This window comes from Micromonospora sp. WMMD998, from assembly GCF_029581235.1.
Classification (GTDB): Bacteria; Actinomycetota; Actinomycetes; order Mycobacteriales; family Micromonosporaceae; genus Micromonospora.
In genome coordinates, this window is the sequence record NZ_CP120740.1 from 1,402,792 (window position 1) to 1,420,869 (window position 18,078).

Consider the following 18,078-nt stretch of genomic DNA (forward strand, 5'->3'; position numbering starts at 1 on the left):
GGCTTGCCTCCGTCCCGCTTCGCTGGCCGTCACGCCACGAGCCGGCCACCCGGGCGTCCTCGCACCACCGTACGCTCATCTTCCCAGCCGTGGCGATAACGACACCCCGGCATGTCGCGACTGAGCTGCGGCGATGATCACGGTGGGTGGCCGCCGGAGCCCCGGCGACCACCCAGCGTCACGACGTGATCAGAGTCGCTCCACCACGTAGTCGATGGACGCGGTGAGCGCCTCGACGTCGGCCGGCTCGACCGCCGGGAAGAGCGCGACCCGCAGTTGGTTGCGGCCGAGCTTGCGGTACGGCTCGGTGTCGACGATGCCGTTGGCGCGCAGCGCCTTGGCGATCGCGGTCGCGTCCACCCCGTCGGCGAAGTCGACGGTGGCGACCACGGTGGAGCGCAGCGCCGGGTCGGACACGAACGGGGTGGCGTACGCCGAGCGCTCGGCCCAGCCGTACACGATGCCGGCGCTCTCGGCGGTGCGCTTGGCCGCCCAGGCCAGGCCGCCCTGACCGTTCATCCAGTCGGTCTGCTCGGCGGCCAGGAAGATGGTGGCCAGCGCCGGGGTGTTGTAGGTCTGCTCCAGCCGCGAGTTGTCGATCGCGGTGACCAGGTCGAGGAAGGCCGGGATGTAGCGGCCCGACGACTTGATCTCGGTGGCCCGGTCGAGCGCGGCCGGCGACATCAGGGCGAGCCAGAGACCGCCGTCGGAGCCGAAGCACTTCTGCGGGGCGAAGTAGTAGACGTCGGTCTCGGCGACGTCGACGTCCAGGCCGCCGGCGCCGGAGGTGGCGTCGACGAGCAGCAGTGAGCCCTCGTCCGCGCCGGGCACCCGGCTGATCGGCACCGCCACGCCGGTGGAGGTCTCGTTGTGCGGGGTGGCGTAGACGTCCACGCCGGCCTCGGCGGTGAGCGTGGGAGCGCTGCCCGCCTCGGACTTGCGGACGGTCGGCTCGCCCAGGAACGGCGCGTCCTTGACCGACTTGGCGAACTTCGCGCCGAACTCGCCGAAGCTGGCGAACTGGGCCCGGTCGCGCACCAGGCCGAACGTGGCGACCTCCCAGAACGCGGTGGTGCCGCCGTTGCCGATGATCACCTCGTAGCCCTCGGGCAGGGAGAAGAACTCGGCCAGGCCGCGGCGCAGCCGGGCGACCTGGTCGCGGACCGTCTTCTGCCGGTGCGACGTGCCCAGGTAGCTGGTGGCGACGTCGGCGAGCGCGGAGACCGCCGCCGGGCGGACCTTGGACGGCCCGCAGCCGAAACGTCCGTCGGCGGGCCTGAGGTCGTCGGGAATCCGGATGGTCGGTGCGTCAGCCACGGTTGTCTCGATCCTTCCGCATGGGCGAGGGCGGGCCTTCCTGCGGGCGCGGAGCGCCGACCGGCTCGTGCGCCGGGCGCACGGGACGGCCGGGATCCGAACCCGGCCGGCAGCGCTGCCGGCCCCCATCCTCGCACCCGACCGGCCGCGACCGGCCGTTCGTCCCACCCCCAGCCCTGAGGCGTACGCCACAGGGCGGGTGTTAAAAAGGGGCCCCGCCTATGCAGAATGCGTTAAGCGGGGGCCCCTCCTTACATCTCAGACGTTGTGCGGGATGGCGTCCCAACCCTCGACCTGCTGGGGCTTGCGGGTGCCCGGGCCGACGTAGGTGGCGGACGGGCGGACCAGCCGCTGGAGCTTCTTCTGCTCCAGGATGTGCGCGGACCAGCCGCCCATCCGGGCGCAGGTGAACATCGAGGTGAACATGTGCGCCGGGACCTCGGCGAAGTCCAGCACCACGGCCGACCAGAACTCGACGTTGGTGGCGAGGACGCGGTCCGGGCGGCGGGCCTGAAGCTCGGCCAGGGCGGCCTTCTCCAGCGCCTCGGCCACCTCGAAACGCGGCGCGCCCAGCTCCTTGGCGGTGCGCCGGAGCACGCGGGCGCGCGGGTCCTCGGCCCGGTAGACCCGGTGCCCGAAGCCCATCAGCCGCTCACCACGGTCGAGCACGCCCCGGACGTAACCCTCGGCGTCGCCGCCGCGCTCGACCGCCTCCAGCATGCTGAGCACCCGCGACGGCGCGCCGCCGTGCAGCGGGCCGGAGAGGGCGCCGATGCCGGAGGAGATGCAGGCCGCGGCGTCCGCGCCGGTGGAGGCGACGATCCGGGCGGTGAAGGTGGAGGCGTTCAGGCCGTGCTCGGCGGCCGAGATGAAGTAGGCGTCGACGGCCTTGACGTGCCGGGGGTCGGGCTCGCCCCGCCAGCGCTTCATGAACCGCTCGACGATGGTCTCCGCCTTGTCGATCTCCTTCTGCGGCACCGCCGGCAGGCCCAGCCCGCGCGCCGACTGGGCGACGAAGGAGAGCGCGGTGACCGACACCCGGGCCAGGTCCTCGCGGGCCTGGACGTCGGAGATGTCGAGGAGCTGGCTGAGCCCCCAGTACGGGGCCAGCATGGCGACCGCGGACTGCACGTCGACGCGGATGTCGCCGGAGTGCACCGGCACCGGGAACGGCTCGGCCGGCGGCAGGCCCGGCCCGAACCGGCCGTCCACCAGCAGCGCCCAGACGTTGCCGAAGGAGACCTGGCCGATCAGATCCTCGATGTCCACGCCCCGGTAGCGCAGCGATCCGCCCGCACGGTCGGGTTCGGCGATCTGGGTCTCGAAGGCTACGACGCCCTCCAGCCCCGGTTTGAAATCGGACATGTCGTCTCCAGGCTTCCGGTGCGGTGCGCCCGGCGGGCTGATCCAGCCCCGCAGCTCAGGCGACCCTCAGGGATGTGGTTCGTGACATCTTGCCCGGTGGGTAACCAGGTCCGCGACCCACGGCCACTGTGCGCCACGCGACATCCCCGCCGGTGGACACCCGTTCGGGTGAGGGAAGACTGTTCGTCGGGGCCTGGCCAGCGTCGGGGGACGCCGGTTTGCCCGGGAGAGGGACGGCGAGAGTGACAGGCGACACATCCACCCCGGCCGGCATGCGTAACGAGTACGCCGCCGACCTGGGCCTGACCAAAACGGACCTGGCCTCGGACTGGACCACCCAGTTCACCCGCTGGTTCGCCGACGCGGTGGCGCACCCGCTGCCCGAACCGAACGCGATGGTGCTCGGCACCGCCGACGACCGCGGCCGGCCCAGCGGTCGCACCGTGCTGCTCAAGGGGTACGACCCGGAGGGCTTCGTCTTCTTCACCAACCACCACTCGCGCAAGGGCGCCGAGCTGACCGCCAATCCCTGGGCCAGCCTGGTCTTCCCGTGGTTTCCGATGCAGCGGCAGGTGACCGTCACCGGCCGGGTGGAGCGGATCGACCGGGTCGAGACCGAGACCTACTTCGCCAGCCGGCCGCGCGGCTCGCAGCTCGGCGCGTGGGCCAGCACCCAGTCCGCGGTGGTGCCGGACCGGGCCGCGCTGGACGCCGCGTACCGGGCGGCGACGGAGCGGTTCGCCGGCGTCGAGCCGGTCCCCGCGCCGCCGCACTGGGGTGGGTTCCGGGTCCACCCGGAGACGGTGGAGTTCTGGCAGGGGCGGGCCGGTCGGCTGCACGACCGGCTGCGGTTCCGGCGTACCACCGGGGGCGTCTGGGTCGTCGAGCGGCTCGCACCGTGACGGAAATCACCAAGCCCCGGGCTCGTGGACCGCGTCGCTGGGCGATCGACGTGCGTCCGCTGGGCGTGCCCGCGTACCGGCGGGTGTGGCTCGGCAACGCGGTGGCGATGTTCGGCTTCCAGTTCACCGCGGTCGCGGTGCCGGTGGAGATGTTCGACCTCACCGGCGGCTCGTTCTGGGTCGGCCTGCTCGGCATCGCCGGTTTCGTACCGCTGCTGGTCTTCGGGCTCTGGGGCGGCGCGGTCGCGGACGCCCGGGACCGGCGGCGGGTGCTGCTCGCCGCCGGCACCCTGCTCTGGGCCGCGACGCTCGGGCTGCTGGTGCAGTCCCTGGCCGGGGCGCGCAGCCCGGTGCTGCTCCTGCTGCTCGTGGGCGTGCAGGCGGTGGCGTTCGCGATCACCTCGCCGGCCCGCAGCGCGATCCTGCCCCGGCTGGTGCCGGCCGAGCTGGTCCCGGCGGCCACCACGCTGAACTACACCACGTTCACCGCCGCGGCCGTCTTCGGCCCGCTGGCCGCCGGGCTGATCTTCGCCACCTGGCGCGTCGACGCGGCACTGCCCATCGCGTACGGGTTGGACGCGCTGCTGTTCACCGTCTCGCTCTGGGCCACGCTACGGCTGCCGGCGATGCCGCCCGAGCCGGAGCCGGGCGGCGGCGTCCGCCGGGCGGGGCTGGGCAGCATCGTCGACGGCTTCCGCTACCTGGCCACCACGCCGGTGCTGCTGCTCTCCTTCGCCATCGACCTGATCGCGATGATCCTGGCCATGCCGCGGGCGCTCTTCCCGGAGCTGGCCCAGGACCGCTTTGGCGGCGGCGCGGCGGTCGGCTGGCTCTACAGCTCCATCGCCATCGGCGCGATGCTCGGCGGTCTCACCTCCGGCTGGATCGGCCGGGTCCGCCGGCAGGGGCTGGCGCTCGCCGTGGCGGTGGTCGGCTGGGGCGTGGCGATCGCGTTCGCCGGGCTCGCCGGCCGGCTCTGGCTGGCGGTGCTGCTGCTCGGCGTGGCCGGCGCCGCCGACCTGGTCAGCGCGACCCTGCGGCAGTCGATGCTGCTGGTGTACGCGCCGGACCGGATGCGCGGCCGGCTCCAGGGCGTGAACACGGTGGTGGTGGCCGGCGGCCCGCGCCTGGGTGACCTGCGGGCGGGGGTGACGGCCGCCGGGTTCGGCACCGGCTTCGCCATGGTCGGCGGTGGGATCGCCGCGGCCGTGCTGGCGACGCTGCTGGTGGTCGCGTTCCCGGCGCTGCTGCGCTATCGCGCCACCATCCCCGCCGAGGAACGTCGCTGACGGTAGGGTCGCCGAATGGGGATCGACGCGCAGGCACCGTCCGGAGCACAGTGGACCATTTCCGCCGACGGCCACGAGGCCGTCGTGGTGGCGGTCGGCGGTGGGCTGCGGGCCTACCGCCACGACGGGGTGGACTACCTCGACGGGTACGCCGAGGACGAGCTGAGCCCCGGCTCGGCCGGGCACGTGCTGGCCCCCTGGCCGAACCGCATCCGGGACGGCGCGTACACGTTCGGGGGCCGCTCGTTCCAGCTCGACCTGACCGAGCCGGAACGGCACAACGCCCTGCACGGTCTGGTCGACTGGGCCCGGTGGGAGTTGGTCGAGCAGTCGCCGGCGAGCGTGACGGTCGGCTACGACCTGCCACCCACCCCCGGCTACCCGTGGGCGCTGCGACTGCGCAGCCGGTGGAGCGTCGGCCCGGACGGCCTGCACGCCGCGCACGAGGTGACGAACCTGGCCGCCGAGGCGGCGCCGTTCGGCTTCTCCGTGCACCCCTACTTCCAGTTGCCCAAGGTCGCCGTGGACGACCTGCTGCTGAGCGTGCCGGGGCGCAGGCGGGTGCTGGTGGACGGCCGCCTGCTGCCGGTCGCGGCGACCGAGGTGGCCGGGACGGAGTACGACTTCACCACGCCCCGCCCGATCGGCGGCCTGGTGCTCGACCTGGCCTTCGGTGACGTGCGGCGGGACGCCGACGGCGGCTCGGCGGTGACGCTCGGCGCGCCCGACGGCACGAGCGGGCTGCGGATCTGGGCGGACCGCGAGTTCGGTTGGTGGCAGGTGTTCACCGGGGACACGCTCGGCGGTGAGCGGCACCGCCGCTCGGTCGCGGTGGAGCCGATGACCTGCCCGCCGGACGCGTTCCGGTCCGGCAAGGACCTGATCACGCTCGATCCGGGGCAGACCTGGCGGGGTGCCTGGGGCGTCCGACCGGCGGTCTGAGCGTGGAGTTCGCCGAGGTCGTCCGGCGTCGCCGGATGGTACGCAACTACGACCCGGACCGGCCGGTGCCGCCGGAGACGGTGGACCGTCTGCTGGCGCACGCGGTCCGGGCCCCGTCGGCCGGGTTCGCCCAGGGCTGGGGTTTCCTGGTGCTGGAGGAGCCGGCGGACCGGGACCGGTTCTGGGCGGCGGCCACCCCGGACGGCGGCGGCCGGGAACGCTGGCTGGCCGGCATGCGCCGGGCGCCGCTGATCGTGGTGCCGCACGCCAACCGCGACGCCTACCTCGACCGGTACGCCGAGCCGGACAAGGGCTGGTCGGACCGGGCGCAGGAGCGCTGGCCGGTGCCCTACTGGTACGTGGACACCGGCTTCGCCGCGCTGCTGATGCTGCTGACCGCCGTGGACGAGGGGCTCGGCGCCTGCTTCTTCGGCATCCCGCCGCAGCGGATCGAGGCGTACCGGGGCGCGTTCGGAGTGCCGCCGGAGCTGCACCCGATCGGTGCCGTCACCATCGGTTATCGAGCTGTCGACCATCGGTCACCGTCGCTTCGCCGGGGGCGGCGTCCGGTGGATGATGTGGTGCGGCGGGGGCGGTGGAGCTGAGCGGCTAGGCTGGCACCCACATCGTCAGCCGGGCCTGGGGGAGGAGAGCGCGCCGTGATCTTCAGGGCGGTCCGGGACGGTCGTCCCTACCCGGAGCACAATTTCACGCTGAAGCAGTGGGCCGAGATCCCACCGCGTCCGCTGCGGCTGGACCAGCTCATCACCACCAAGCGGGAGTTGGCGCTGGACAAGCTGCTCGCGGAGGACTCCACCTTCTACGGCGACCTCTTCCCGCACGTGGTGCAGTGGAGCGGCGGCCTCTACCTGGAGGACGGCCTGCACCGGGCGTTGCGCGCGGCGTTGCAGCAGCGCAACCAGATCCACGCCCGGGTGCTCGTGCTCGGCGAGCAGGGCGAGTGACGGCATGACCACCCTCGACCTGCTCGACGTCGGCGCGTCGCTGAGCGAGGAGGAGCGGCAGATCCGCGCCGTCGTGCGCCAGCTCGTGACCGACCGGGTACGCCCGCACGTCGCCGGCTGGTATGAGGACGGCGACGTGCCGGCCCGCGATCTGGCCCGCGAGTTCGGCAAGCTCGGCCTGCTCGGCATGCACCTCACCGGCTACGGCTGCGCCGGCGCGTCCGCCGTCGCGTACGGGCTGGCCTGCCTGGAGCTGGAGGCCGGCGACTCCGGCGTCCGCTCGCTGGTCTCGGTGCAGGGTTCGCTGGCCATGTACGCGATCTGGCGCTTCGGCAGCGAGGAGCAGAAGCAGCGCTGGCTGCCGGCCATGGCGACCGGCGACGCGATCGGCTGCTTCGGCCTGACCGAGCCGGACCACGGCTCCGACCCGGCCTCGATGGCCACCCGGGCACGCCGCGACGGCGACGACTGGATCCTCACCGGCGGCAAGATGTGGATCACCAACGCGCCGATCGCCGACGTCGCGGTGATCTGGGCCCGCACCGACTCCGGCGTGCGGGGTTTCGTCGTACCCATGGACACGCCGGGGGTGACGGCGCGCGAGATCCGGCGCAAGATGTCGCTGCGCGCCTCGCTGACCGGCGAGATCACGCTCGACGACGTGCGGCTGCCGGCGGACGCGCAACTGCCCGAGGCGACCGGGCTGAAAGCGCCGCTGAGCTGCCTGACCGAGGCCCGGCACGGCATCGTCTGGGGCGCGCTCGGCGCGGCCCGCGACTGCCTGGAAACCGCCCTGGAGTACGCCACCACCCGCACCCAGTTCGGTCGGCCGCTCGCCGGCTTCCAGCTCACCCAGGCCAAGCTCGCCGACATGGCGGTGGAGTGGAACAAGGGGCTGCTGCTGGCGCTGCACCTGGGTCGGCTCGCCGACGCCGGGGCGCTGCGGCCCGAGCAGGTGAGCGTGGGCAAGCTGAACAACGTGCGGGAGGCGCTCGACATCGCCCGGCAGTGCCGCACCATCCTCGGCGCGAACGGCGTCTCGGGGGACTACCCGGTGATGCGGCACGCCAACAACCTGGAGAGCGTGCTCACCTACGAGGGCACCTCGGAAATCCACCAGCTCGTCATCGGGCAGCGGTTGACCGGCCTCTCCGCCTTCTCCTGACCTGCGTCTCTCCCCGATCGTGGCACTCGGCGCGCGAGTGTCGCACGCTGCCCGTACCGTCATTGTCAGTCGATGTGTCGGACGAGGACGGTGAGTGGCGATGGCCCGCGATGGTGACCTCAACCAGCCCACCAGGGAGTTTCCGGAATACCCCACGAGCGAGCCCCTGCACGACCGGTCGGAGTCGCCGGCCGAGCCGGAGCCGGGCGCCCCGCCGCCCCCGGCCGGCGGCGCCGCGCGTGGTCTGCTCTGGGTGCTCGGCGTGGCCGCGCTGGCGGTGGTGGTGCTGCTCGGCGTGCAGGCGACGAACCTGCTGCCCGACTTCCACAACCCGTTCGCCAAGGAGCAGACCGACCGCAGCCAGCCGCCGCTGCTCAAGTCGATCCAGGACCTGAGCCGCTACGTCGCCGCGGAAGGCAACTTCCAGGTGGTGGTCGACGTGCAGAAGGACCGGCGCAACGTGCCCGACTTCCTGCTCAACGAGCGCACGCTCTTCATCGGGGCGGGCCGGGTCGAGGCGTACGTCGACTTCGCGAAGATCGGCGACGGTGCCGTGGTGGTCTCCGAGGACGGCAAGTCCGTCGAGATCAAGCTGCCCGCGCCGCAGCTCGGCGAGACCGACCTGGACATGGACAAGAGCTACGTCTTCGCCGAGGAGCGGGGCCTGATCAACCGGCTCAACGATCTGGTGGCCGGCGACCCCAACCGGCAGCAGCAGGTCTACAAGCTGGCCGAGGAGCGGATCACCTCGGCCGCCCGGGACAGCGGCCTCGCCGCCCGGGCCGAGGAGAACACCCGCAAGATGCTGGAGGGGCTGCTGCGCTCCCTCGGGTACGAGAAGGTGACCGTCACCTACACGGCCCCCTGACCTGGCTCCTGCTCTGCTCTGCCCTGCCCGCCCCGGCCTGCTCGGCCGGGGCGGGCGCGTGTCGGGTCAGCGGGTGGCGAGGTAGCGGTCCTCGTTCGGCATCAGCACCCACAGGATCAGGTAGATGATCACCTGGGTGCCGGGCAGCAGCAGCGACAGCAGGAACAGCAGCCGGACCATCCCGGCCGACATGCCGAACCGCTGTCCGAGGCCGGCGCAGACACCGGCGATCATGCGCCCCTCGCGGGGCCGGACCAGTTTGCGACTCATCGTCGTCTCCCACTTCTGCGGCGATCCGCCGCGCTGATTCCACGGTAGAAAGGGGTGCGCGCCGCGCCCTCGGCCCCGAGGAGGATCGGCGACCCGGGCACCCGTAGGTGCTTACCCCTCCACCCCCCTCCCAACGCACCACCCCCACCCCGCGCAGATTCACGGAAAGAGTGGCTACCCGAGCGGGAATAGCCACTCTTTCCGTGAATCTGCATGAGCCGGGGCTGGGCTGGGCTGGGGGAGGGCGGGGTGGGGGCGGGGCACTGGGTGGGTGAGTAGGCTTGCGGGTCGGGCGCCCCCACCCTGGGCGCTGGCCGTCGACCCTCGGACAGCGGGGGCGCGGCACACGCACGGATCGGAACCGCACAACGGGGACGACGGCGAGGAAAGTGCAGCCATGATCAGTGTTTTCGATCTCTTCAGTGTCGGTATCGGGCCGTCCAGCTCGCACACCGTCGGGCCGATGCGGGCCGCCCGTACGTTCGTGGGTGGCCTGAAGGCCGACGGGCAGCTCGCCGACGTCGCCCGGGTGCAGGCCGAGCTGTTCGGGTCGCTCGGCGCCACCGGCCACGGCCACGGCAGCGACCGGGCGGTGCTGCTCGGGCTGGAGGGTGAGTCGCCGGAGACGGTCGACACCGACGGGGTCGGTGAGCGGGTGGCACGGATCCGGGCCGAGCGGCGGCTCAGCCTGCTGGGCAGCCAGGAGATCGACTTCGACCCGGACCGGGATCTGGTGCTGCACCGCCGGCGCTCGCTGCCGTACCACCCGAACGGGATGACGTTCGCGGCCTTCGACGCGGACGGGAACGAGGTGCGGGCGCGCAGCTACTACTCCGTCGGTGGCGGGTTCGTGGTGGACGAGGCGGCGGCCGGGGCGGACCGGATCAGGCCGGACAGCACGCCGGTGCGGCATCCGTTCCTGACCGGGGCGGAACTCCTCGACGTCACCAGGGAGACCGGCCTGTCGATAAGCGCGGTGATGCTCGCCAACGAGTTGTCCTGGCGCGGGGAGGCGGACGTGCGCGCGGGGCTGCTGGACATCTGGCGGGTGATGCGGGAGTGCGTGGAGAACGGGTGCACCCGCGACGGCGTACTCCCCGGGGGGTTGAAGGTCCGTCGCCGCGCCGCCGAGTTGCGGCGCGGCCTGGAGACGGAGAGCGGCCCCGGTGATCCGCTGCGCGCGATGGACTGGGTGACGTTGTTCGCGCTCGCGGTCAACGAGGAGAACGCGGCCGGCGGGCGGGTGGTCACCGCGCCGACGAACGGCGCGGCCGGCATCATCCCGGCCGTGTTGCACTACTACACCCGGTTCGTGCCGGGTGCCTCCAAGGACGGGGTGGTCCGGTTCCTGCTGGCGGCCGGCGCGATCGGCGTGCTGTTCAAGGAGAACGCCTCGATCTCCGGTGCGGAGGTCGGCTGTCAGGGCGAGGTCGGTTCGGCGTGCTCGATGGCGGCGGCGGGGCTGGCCGAGGCGATGGGCGGCACGCCGGAGCAGGTGGAGAACGCCGCCGAGATCGGCATGGAGCACAACCTGGGGCTCACCTGCGACCCGGTCGGTGGGCTGGTGCAGATCCCGTGCATCGAGCGGAACGCGGTCGCGAGCATCAAGGCGATCACCGCGGCCCGGCTGGCGTTGCGGGGTGACGGGGTGCACCACGTGTCGCTGGACAAGGTGATCAAGACGATGCGGGAGACCGGTGCGGACATGAAGGTCAAGTACAAGGAGACGGCGCGGGGCGGGCTCGCGGTCAACGTGATCGAGTGCTGACCCCGTTGGGGTGATCCGCCGCTGACGGCCGCCGCGCCAGCAGGAGAAGGCGCGAGGATGGTGCGGTGACGTCAGGCGTCGCGGCGCTCTGGTCCGCCCGCACCTCGCTGCGCATCCTGGTCCGGCGGGATCTCGCGGTGAAGTACCAGCAGTCGGTGCTGGGTTACCTCTGGTCGCTCATCGAACCGCTCGGCATGGGCCTGATCTACTGGTTCGTCTTCGGTGTGCTCTATTCCGGGGCGACCCGGCGGCACCTGGGGGAGGCGGCCGGCTCGTACCCGCTGTTCCTGATCACCGGGATCTTCGCCTGGATGTGGGCCAGCTCGGCGTTGACCGAGGCGGCGAACGCGCTCACCGGACAGGCCCGGCTGATCACCACGATGAACCTGCCCCGGCCGATCTTCCCGATCGGTCGGGTCGCCGGCCGTTTCGCCGAATACCTGGCCGGCCTGCCGATCCTGGTCGCCATCGCGGCGCTCTACGCGGCCCAGGGGAAGATCCACCCGGGGTGGAGCCTGCTCGCGTTGCCGCTGGCGGTGGCCGTGCAGTTCGTGCTGCTCGTCGGGCTGGCCCTGCTGTTGTCCGCGGGCAACGTGCTGATGCGCGACATCGAGCGGACCATGCGGCTGGTCATCCGGCTGCTGTTCTACGCCACCCCGATCATCTACCCGTTCAACCTGGTCCGCGACTCCGGCATGCCGGGCTGGCTCAAGCTCGGGTACGAGCTGAACCCGCTGGTCGGGATCTTCCAGCTCCACCACGCGGTCTGGTATCCGGACGAGTTCCCGGACGCCCGGCTGCTCACCGTCACCGTGGCGGGCAGCGTGCTGGTGTTCGTGCTCGGCTGGTGGGCGTTCCGTCGGCTGGAACCGGCCGTGCTGAAGGAACTCTGAGTGGCGGCGATCATCGAGGCGGACGGGCTCGGCATCCGGTTCGTCCGCAACCGGCGCCGCCAGCTCCGGCTGCGGGAACTGATCGTCCACCGGGGGGCCCGCGACCCGGACGCCGGCCGGTTCTGGCCGTTGCGGGACCTGTCGTTCCGGATCGAGCCGGGCGAGACGGTGGGTGTGGTGGGGCGCAACGGCACCGGCAAGAGCACGCTGCTGCGGTTGATCGCCGGCGTGCTGATCCCGGACGAGGGCGCGATCCGGGTGCACGGCCGGGTCGCGCCGCTGCTGGAACTGTCCGCCGGGTTCTCCGGCGACCTGACCGGGCGGGAGAACCTCTACCTGGTGGGCGGGCTGCACGGGCTCTCCTCCGCGTACCTGCGCCGGCACTTCGACGAGATCGTCTCGTTCGCCGGTGAGCAGGTGGAACGCGCCATCGACACGTCGGTGCGGCACTACTCGTCGGGGATGAAGGTGCGGCTGGGCTTCGCGGTGATCACGCACCTGCCGCACCCGGTGCTCCTGGTCGACGAGGTGACCGCGGTCGGGGACGCGGAGTTCCGCGCCAAGTGCTATGCGACCATCGAGCGACTTCTCGCGGAAGGGCGCACGCTGGTGCTGGTGTCACACAACGACAAGGACCTCACCCGGTTCTGCAGTCGGGGGCTCTACCTCGACGCCGGACGGTTGACCGTCGACGGGACGATCGACGAGGCACTGCGGGCCTACGCCGACGCGGCGCAGCGGTGACGCTCGCGATCGTGCTCGCCGCCGGGCCGGCGGCGGGCGGAGCCACCGTAGGCGAGAAGCCGCTGGTCGCGCAGTGGCGGCGGGCCGGTGCGGACGACGTGCGGGTGGCCGCCGACCTGACCGAGTTGGCCGACCTGGTGGCCGGCGCGACCGGCCCGGTGCTTGTCAGCGGCGTCGACCTGGTGGCGCACACGGCCGTACTCAGGCACCTGGCGACCAGCCCGGTCGGGCCGACGGTGGCGCTCGTGCTCACCGATCCGCCGGCCGCCGGCCGGGCGACGGTGCGGGAGGAACGCGGCCAGGTGGTCGCGGTCGGGGACGCGGACGCGACGGGCGTGTTCGGTGGCGCGCTCCGGGTCGGCGCGGCCGACCTGCCGGCGCTCGCCGACGCCGCCCGCGCGGCGACCGTGGCCGGTGGGCCGCTCGCCGCGGTGGACCGGCTCGTGGCCGAACTCGCGGCCCGGGGGACGCTGATCTTCGCCCACCGGGTACGCCTGCTCGTGGCGCACCGGGTCGGCGACGCGGCCGAACGGGTGGCCGCCGAGGCGGCGGTGGCGGCGGTCGACGAGGACCGGGCCGAGCTGAGGTTGTCGGTGAAGGAACGGGACGACTTCTTCACCACGTTCTTCGTCAGCACCTGGTCGCCGTACGTGACGAAGGTGGCGGCGCGGATCGGGATCGGGCCGACCGGGGTCACGATGGTCTCGGTGGCGTTCGCGGTGGCGGCGGCGGTGCTGTTCGGCGCGGGCGGGCGGCCCGCGCTGGTGGCCGGCGCGGTCCTGCTCTACCTGGGTTTCGTGCTCGACTGTGTGGACGGGCAGTTGGCCCGCTACACCCGGCACTTCAGCGCCTGGGGCGGCTGGCTGGACACGATGGCCGACCGGTTCAAGGAGTACGTGGTCTACGCCGGGCTCGGCTTCGGGGCCACGCACGTCGGGTTCCGCTACGGCTGGGCGTTGGCGCTGGCCGCGATGACGTTGCAGACCGTGCGGCACATGACCGACACCTGGTACGGCGCGCTGCACGACGAGGCGGCCCGGCGGCCGAAGGTGGTCAGCGGGGACGCGGGCGGGATCGGCGGGAAGTTGAACGCCGCGTCGACCCGGGTGCAGGCGGACACCGGCTCGGTGTCGTACTGGCTGAAGCGGACCGTGGTGTTCCCGATCGGTGAGCGGTGGGCGTTGATCGCGGTGGCGACCGCGCTGTTCGGGCCGCTCGTGGCGCTCTGCGCGGTGCTGGTCTGGGGCGCGCTGGCGTTCGCGTACACCGGGGGGTTGCGGACCTTGCGGGCGCGGTGGATGCGGGTGCCGGTGCTGACCACGGTCGACGCGGGTCTGCACCGCGACGACGGCCCGCTGGCCCGGACGCTGCCGGCGACGCGCCGGCCGCTGCTGGTGGCGGTGGTGGGCGCGCTCGGCGCGGCGGCGCTGCTGGTCTGGGCGTTGTGGGCGGTGCACGACGGGCGCGACCTGCCCGGCTGGGGCGTGGTCCCCGCGATGGTGCTGCTGCTGGTCGCGGCGCAGGGGGCGCGGGCACGGCACGACGGTCCGTTGGACTGGCTGGTGCCGGCCGCGTTGCGGGCCGCCGAGTATCTGTTCGCCATCGCGGTCGGGGTGGCCGGGCGGGCGCCGGCCTGGTTGATCTTCGGGTACGTGCTGGTGCTCACGCTGCACCACTACGACCTGACCGCCCGGTTGGAGAAGCGGCAGGCGGCCCCGCCGCTGCACGCCGCCGCGCTGGGCTGGGAGGGGCGTTCGGTGGTGCTGGCAATCGCGTCGATCGCCGGAATCGCGAGTATCGCTCTAGCTACACTCGGTGCGTACCTTTTTGTGGTTTTCGTCGCGAGCGTGGTCCTCGCCTGGGTGGTCCTGCCGACCCGCGCCCGTGGGGGTGCGCGCTCGCCGGGCTGACGGAGGGCGGGCCGGCATGACCTTGATCAGCTTCGTCGTGCCGGCCTACCGGGTGCAGGGTTACCTGCGGGAATGCCTGGACTCGATCCTCGGCCAGCCGTTCGGCGACGTCGAGGTCATCGGGGTGGACGACGCCTCCCCCGACGACAGCGGCGAGATCCTGGCCGAGTACGCGGACCGCGACCCCCGGGTCCACCCGGTCCGGCTCACCGAGAACATCGGGCTCGGTCCGGCCCGCAACGTCGGGCTGGACCGGGCCGCCGGTGACTACGTGTGGTTCGTCGACGGGGACGACTGGCTGGTCCCCGGCTGCCTGCCGCACGTCGCCGACCGGCTCCGCGACACCCGCCCGGACGTGCTGATCGTGGATCACGTCCGGGCGCACTGGAACAACGTCGGCACCCGCAGCGCCATGCGGGACGTGTTCCCCGTCCCGCCCGGCGCGGCGACGTTCGCGCTGCCGGAGCGGCCGGAGACGCTGCGGCTGCTGCACACCGCCTGGAACCGGCTGGTCCGCCGGGAGTTCCTGGTCGAGCGCGGGTTCCGCTTCGCCCCGGGCTGGTACGAGGACGTGTCGTTCAGCTATCCGGCGCTGATGGCCGCCGAGCGGATCGGGGTGCTGGACCGGATCTGTCTCCACTACCGGCAGCGGCGCACCGGCGCGATCACCCGCACCCGGGGCGACCGGCACTTCGAGGTCTTCGCCCAGTGGCACCGGGTGTTCGCGCTGATCGACGCATGGGGGATGGACGGGCTGCGGCCGGCGATCTTCGAGCGGATGATCTGGCACTACCTGACCGTGCTCGGCAACGGCGACCGGATCGCGCCCGAGTTGCGGGCGGCGTTCTTCGCCCAGATGCACGCCGACCACCTCCAGTTCCGGCCGCCGGCGGGCTATCCGGTCCCACCCGGCGTGGAGGGGCTGAAGCACCGGCTGGTGGCGGCCGGTCGGTGGCGGACGTTCAGCGCGTTGCGCGGGGCGCACCAGACCGGGGAGACCGCCCGGCGGACGGTGGGCCGGGCCCGGCGGCGGCTGGTGCCGGTGGTGCGGCGGGCGCGGAACGGCGCGTTGCGTGAGTACTACCGGGCCGAGACGCACCGGCCGATCGACCCGACGCTGGCGGTGTACGCGGCGTACTGGTACCGGGGTTACTCGTGCAACCCGGCCGCCGTCTACGAGGCGGCCCGCCGGCTCGCCCCGCAGGTGCGCGGCGTCTGGATCGTCCGGCGGGACCGGGTGGCCGCGCTGCCGGCGGGCGTGGAGTACGTCGTCGCCGGCACCCGCGAGTATTACCGGGTGCTCGCCCGGGCCCGCTGGCTGGTCAACAACGTCAACTTTCCGGACTTCGTCCGCAAGCGGCCCGGCTCCATGCACGTGCAGACCCACCACGGCACGCCGGTGAAGGTGATGGGGCTGGACCAGCAGCGCTACCCGGTGGGCGCGATGGGCATGAACTTCGCCGGCCTGCTGCGCCGGGTGGACCGCTGGGACTACAGCGTCACCTCGAACAGCTTCTCCACCCAGATGTGGGAGCGGGCGTACCCGGCCGACTACACCACGCTTGAGGTCGGCTACCCGCGTAACGACCGGCTGGCCCGCGCCACCGCCGAGGAGTGCCGCCGGGTCCGTGCCGCCCTGGGCCTCGGGGAGGACGAGTACGTGGTGCTCTACGCCCCGACCCACCGGGAGCACCTGCCCGGCTGGCGTCCGCCGTTCGACCCGGACCGGCTGCTCGACGTGCTCGGGCCGAGCGGGCGACTGTTGATGCGCAGCCACTACTTCCACGACCGGGAACGACTACCGCGCGGGCCGGCGGCGGGCGGGGTGCTCGACGTCAGCGGCCACGATCGGATCGAGGATCTCTACCTGGCCGCGGACGTGTTCGTCACCGACTATTCCTCGGCGATGTTCGACTACGCTGTGCTGGACCGGCCGATCGTGGTGTACGCCCCGGACTGGGACACGTACCGGGTGGCGCGGGGCGTCTACTTCGACCTGCTGGCCGAGCCGCCGGGCGCGGTCGCGACGGACTTCCCCGCGCTGCTGGACCTCTTTCGATCCGGCGCGGTGCGGGCCGGGACGGCCGAGCGGGCCCGGGCGGCGTTCCGCGCCCGGTTCTGCGCGCTCGACGACGGGCAGGCCGCCGAGCGGGTGGTACGCCGGGTGTTTCTCGACGAACCGGCATAAAAGTGGTTACTCACAGGTCACTTGACGGTAGAGCTTGACGATTACCCCGTAATAGGACTGTCACGAACCGAACATGGCACGTTTACCCGATGTGCGAACCCGATGATCCTGGCCACAGTCAGTTCCGGGTTCGGGCGAACAACTGGGGAGGTGACGGTGAGCACCGTCGCGCTCAAAGATGTCACCAAGGTGTTCCAAGACGGGACGATCGCGGTCGACACCATAAATCTGGACGTCAACGATGGTGAGTTCATGGTCCTGCTCGGCCCCTCGGGCTGCGGCAAGTCCACCGTGCTGCGGATGGTGGCCGGGCTGGAGGATCCGACCTCGGGCGCGGTTCTGCTCGACGGCGAACTCGCCAATGATCTACCACCACGGGACCGGAAGATCGCCATGGTCTTCCAGGATTTCGCGCTCTATCCGCACATGACCGTCGGCGACAATATCGGATTTCCGCTGCGCCTGAGCGGCGTCGAGCCGGGGTCACGCGGCGAGCGGATCCAGGACGTGGCGGGCGCGCTGGGCATCGGCGACGTGCTCGCGCGCAAGCCGAGCCAGCTCTCCGGCGGCCAGCGGCAGCGGGTGGCCATGGGACGGGCCATCGTGCGCCGGCCCGGCCTGTTCCTGATGGACGAGCCGCTGTCCAACCTCGACAGCGGCCTCCGCGCCGAACTGCGGGCGGAGATCTCCGGGCTCACCCGGGAGCTGGGCGTCACCACCATCTACGTCACCCACGACCAGGCCGAGGCGCTCACCATGGCCGACCGGGTCGCCATCATGCGCAAGGGCGTGCTCCAGGACGTCGGCACCCCGACCCAGGTGTACGGGCGGCCGGCGACGCTCTACGTCGCCGCGTTCCTCGGCAGCCCCCGGATGAACCTGCTGGAGGCGTCGGTCTATGTCCATCTCGACCGCTACATCGCGCTGAACCTCGGTGAGCAGTCGCTCTACCTGCCCTGGGACGACATCCGCAGCCGCGCCGTGGCGCACTACCACGGCGAGCGGATCGTGGTCGGCCTGCGCGCCGAGGCGCTCACCCCGGTGGCCCCCGACACGGCCGGCGACGTGCTGCACGGCCGGATCCGCTACCTGGAGCACCACGGCCACGAGTCGCTGGCCTTCCTCGACATCGGCGCCACCGCGATCGTGGTCGACGAGATGGGCACCCCGGTCGAGCGGACCGCGCCCGGCCAGCGCAGCCTGCGCCGGTTCGGCCAGGTGATGCAGCGGCTCACCGGACGCGCGCCGGAGTCCGCCTCGCCGGAGCCCGCCCTGAACGGCGGGGGCGGCGGCAACCGCACGAGCGTGCTGCCCGACCCGGGCCGGCACCACCGCCGCCCGGCGGAGCTGGCGGTGCGGCTCGCGCCCTACCCGCAGGTGTCGTCCGGGCACCCGCTGGCGGTGCAGGTGCGGATGGACGCGCTGCACTTCTTCGACGAGCGCGGCGACCGCATCGACGTCGGCTGGCGGTGAGGTGTAAGGCGGGGGCCCC

General features: G+C 72.5%; 16 protein-coding genes. 13 read left to right on the forward strand and 3 right to left on the reverse strand.

The features are described from left to right. Positions 1-189: 189 nt before the first annotated feature. Both serC and O7619_RS06685 read right to left on the reverse strand, forming a co-directional pair. Entirely contained in the window at positions 190-1,317 is a 1,128-nt protein-coding gene (gene serC, locus O7619_RS06680) for a phosphoserine transaminase (RefSeq protein WP_282286378.1), read from the reverse strand. A gap of 258 nt (positions 1,318-1,575) precedes the next feature. Further along, positions 1,576-2,682: a citrate synthase 2 gene (locus O7619_RS06685; protein WP_282286379.1), complete on the reverse strand. Its 1,107-nt coding sequence runs from the start codon at positions 2,680-2,682 to the stop codon at positions 1,576-1,578. A 272-nt stretch (positions 2,683-2,954) separates the two neighbouring features. On the opposite strand from O7619_RS06685, the gene pdxH reads away from it, so the two are divergent. The 7 genes from pdxH to O7619_RS06720 all read left to right on the forward strand — a co-directional run bounded on the left by pdxH (position 2,955) and on the right by O7619_RS06720 (position 8,813). Continuing rightward, on the forward strand, positions 2,955-3,584 hold the full coding sequence (gene pdxH, locus O7619_RS06690) for a pyridoxamine 5'-phosphate oxidase (protein ID WP_282288705.1): 630 nt from the start codon (positions 2,955-2,957) through the stop codon (positions 3,582-3,584). Then, a complete protein-coding gene (locus O7619_RS06695) occupies positions 3,581-4,873 on the forward strand; it encodes an MFS transporter (protein WP_282286380.1) in 1,293 nt (430 codons plus the stop codon). Before pdxH ends, O7619_RS06695 begins: the two co-directional genes overlap by 4 nt. 15 nt (positions 4,874-4,888) lie before the next feature. Next, complete coding sequence (locus O7619_RS06700) at positions 4,889-5,815, forward strand: aldose 1-epimerase family protein (protein WP_282286381.1); 927 nt, start codon at positions 4,889-4,891, stop codon at positions 5,813-5,815. A gap of 2 nt (positions 5,816-5,817) precedes the next feature. After that, the gene (locus tag O7619_RS06705; RefSeq protein WP_282286382.1) at positions 5,818-6,420 is read left to right on the forward strand and encodes a nitroreductase family protein; all 603 of its coding nucleotides are present in this window, start codon (positions 5,818-5,820) and stop codon (positions 6,418-6,420) included. 54 nt (positions 6,421-6,474) lie between these two features. Then, positions 6,475-6,780 (forward strand): type II toxin-antitoxin system VapB family antitoxin, encoded by a 306-nt coding sequence (locus tag O7619_RS06710; protein WP_281585277.1) that lies wholly within the window; start codon positions 6,475-6,477, stop codon positions 6,778-6,780. A 4-nt stretch (positions 6,781-6,784) separates the two neighbouring features. After that, positions 6,785-7,945 carry an acyl-CoA dehydrogenase family protein gene (locus O7619_RS06715; protein ID WP_282286383.1) on the forward strand — a complete coding sequence of 387 codons (1,161 nt, stop codon included), beginning with the start codon at positions 6,785-6,787 and terminating at the stop codon, positions 7,943-7,945. Positions 7,946-8,045: 100 nt separating this feature from the next. Beyond that, positions 8,046-8,813, forward strand: coding sequence for a DUF4230 domain-containing protein (locus tag O7619_RS06720; RefSeq protein WP_282286384.1), 768 nt, complete (start codon positions 8,046-8,048; stop codon positions 8,811-8,813). A gap of 66 nt (positions 8,814-8,879) precedes the next feature. On the opposite strand, the gene O7619_RS06725 is transcribed toward O7619_RS06720, so the two are convergent. After that, positions 8,880-9,083 carry a PspC domain-containing protein gene (locus O7619_RS06725; RefSeq protein WP_282286385.1) on the reverse strand — a complete coding sequence of 68 codons (204 nt, stop codon included), beginning with the start codon at positions 9,081-9,083 and terminating at the stop codon, positions 8,880-8,882. Between the two features lie 397 nt (positions 9,084-9,480). On the opposite strand from O7619_RS06725, the gene O7619_RS06730 reads away from it, so the two are divergent. The 6 genes from O7619_RS06730 (at position 9,481) to O7619_RS06755 (ending at position 18,059) form a co-directional block, all read left to right on the forward strand. Continuing rightward, positions 9,481-10,851, forward strand: coding sequence for an L-serine ammonia-lyase (locus O7619_RS06730; protein WP_282286386.1), 1,371 nt, complete (start codon positions 9,481-9,483; stop codon positions 10,849-10,851). Between the two features lie 65 nt (positions 10,852-10,916). Next, positions 10,917-11,744, forward strand: coding sequence for an ABC transporter permease (locus O7619_RS06735; protein WP_282286387.1), 828 nt, complete (start codon positions 10,917-10,919; stop codon positions 11,742-11,744). Then, positions 11,745-12,488, forward strand: a complete 744-nt coding sequence (locus O7619_RS06740) for an ABC transporter ATP-binding protein (RefSeq protein ID WP_282286389.1) — start codon at positions 11,745-11,747, stop codon at positions 12,486-12,488. Next, positions 12,485-14,398, forward strand: coding sequence for a DUF5941 domain-containing protein (locus tag O7619_RS06745; protein WP_282286390.1), 1,914 nt, complete (start codon positions 12,485-12,487; stop codon positions 14,396-14,398). The genes O7619_RS06740 and O7619_RS06745 overlap by 4 nt, the downstream gene beginning before the upstream one ends. Positions 14,399-14,414: 16 nt before the next feature. Beyond that, positions 14,415-16,586, forward strand: a complete 2,172-nt coding sequence (locus O7619_RS06750; protein WP_282286391.1) for a bifunctional glycosyltransferase family 2 protein/CDP-glycerol:glycerophosphate glycerophosphotransferase — start codon at positions 14,415-14,417, stop codon at positions 16,584-16,586. 156 nt (positions 16,587-16,742) lie between these two features. Next, positions 16,743-18,059 (forward strand): ABC transporter ATP-binding protein, encoded by a 1,317-nt coding sequence (locus tag O7619_RS06755; protein ID WP_282286392.1) that lies wholly within the window; start codon positions 16,743-16,745, stop codon positions 18,057-18,059. Positions 18,060-18,078: the final 19 nt, after the last annotated feature.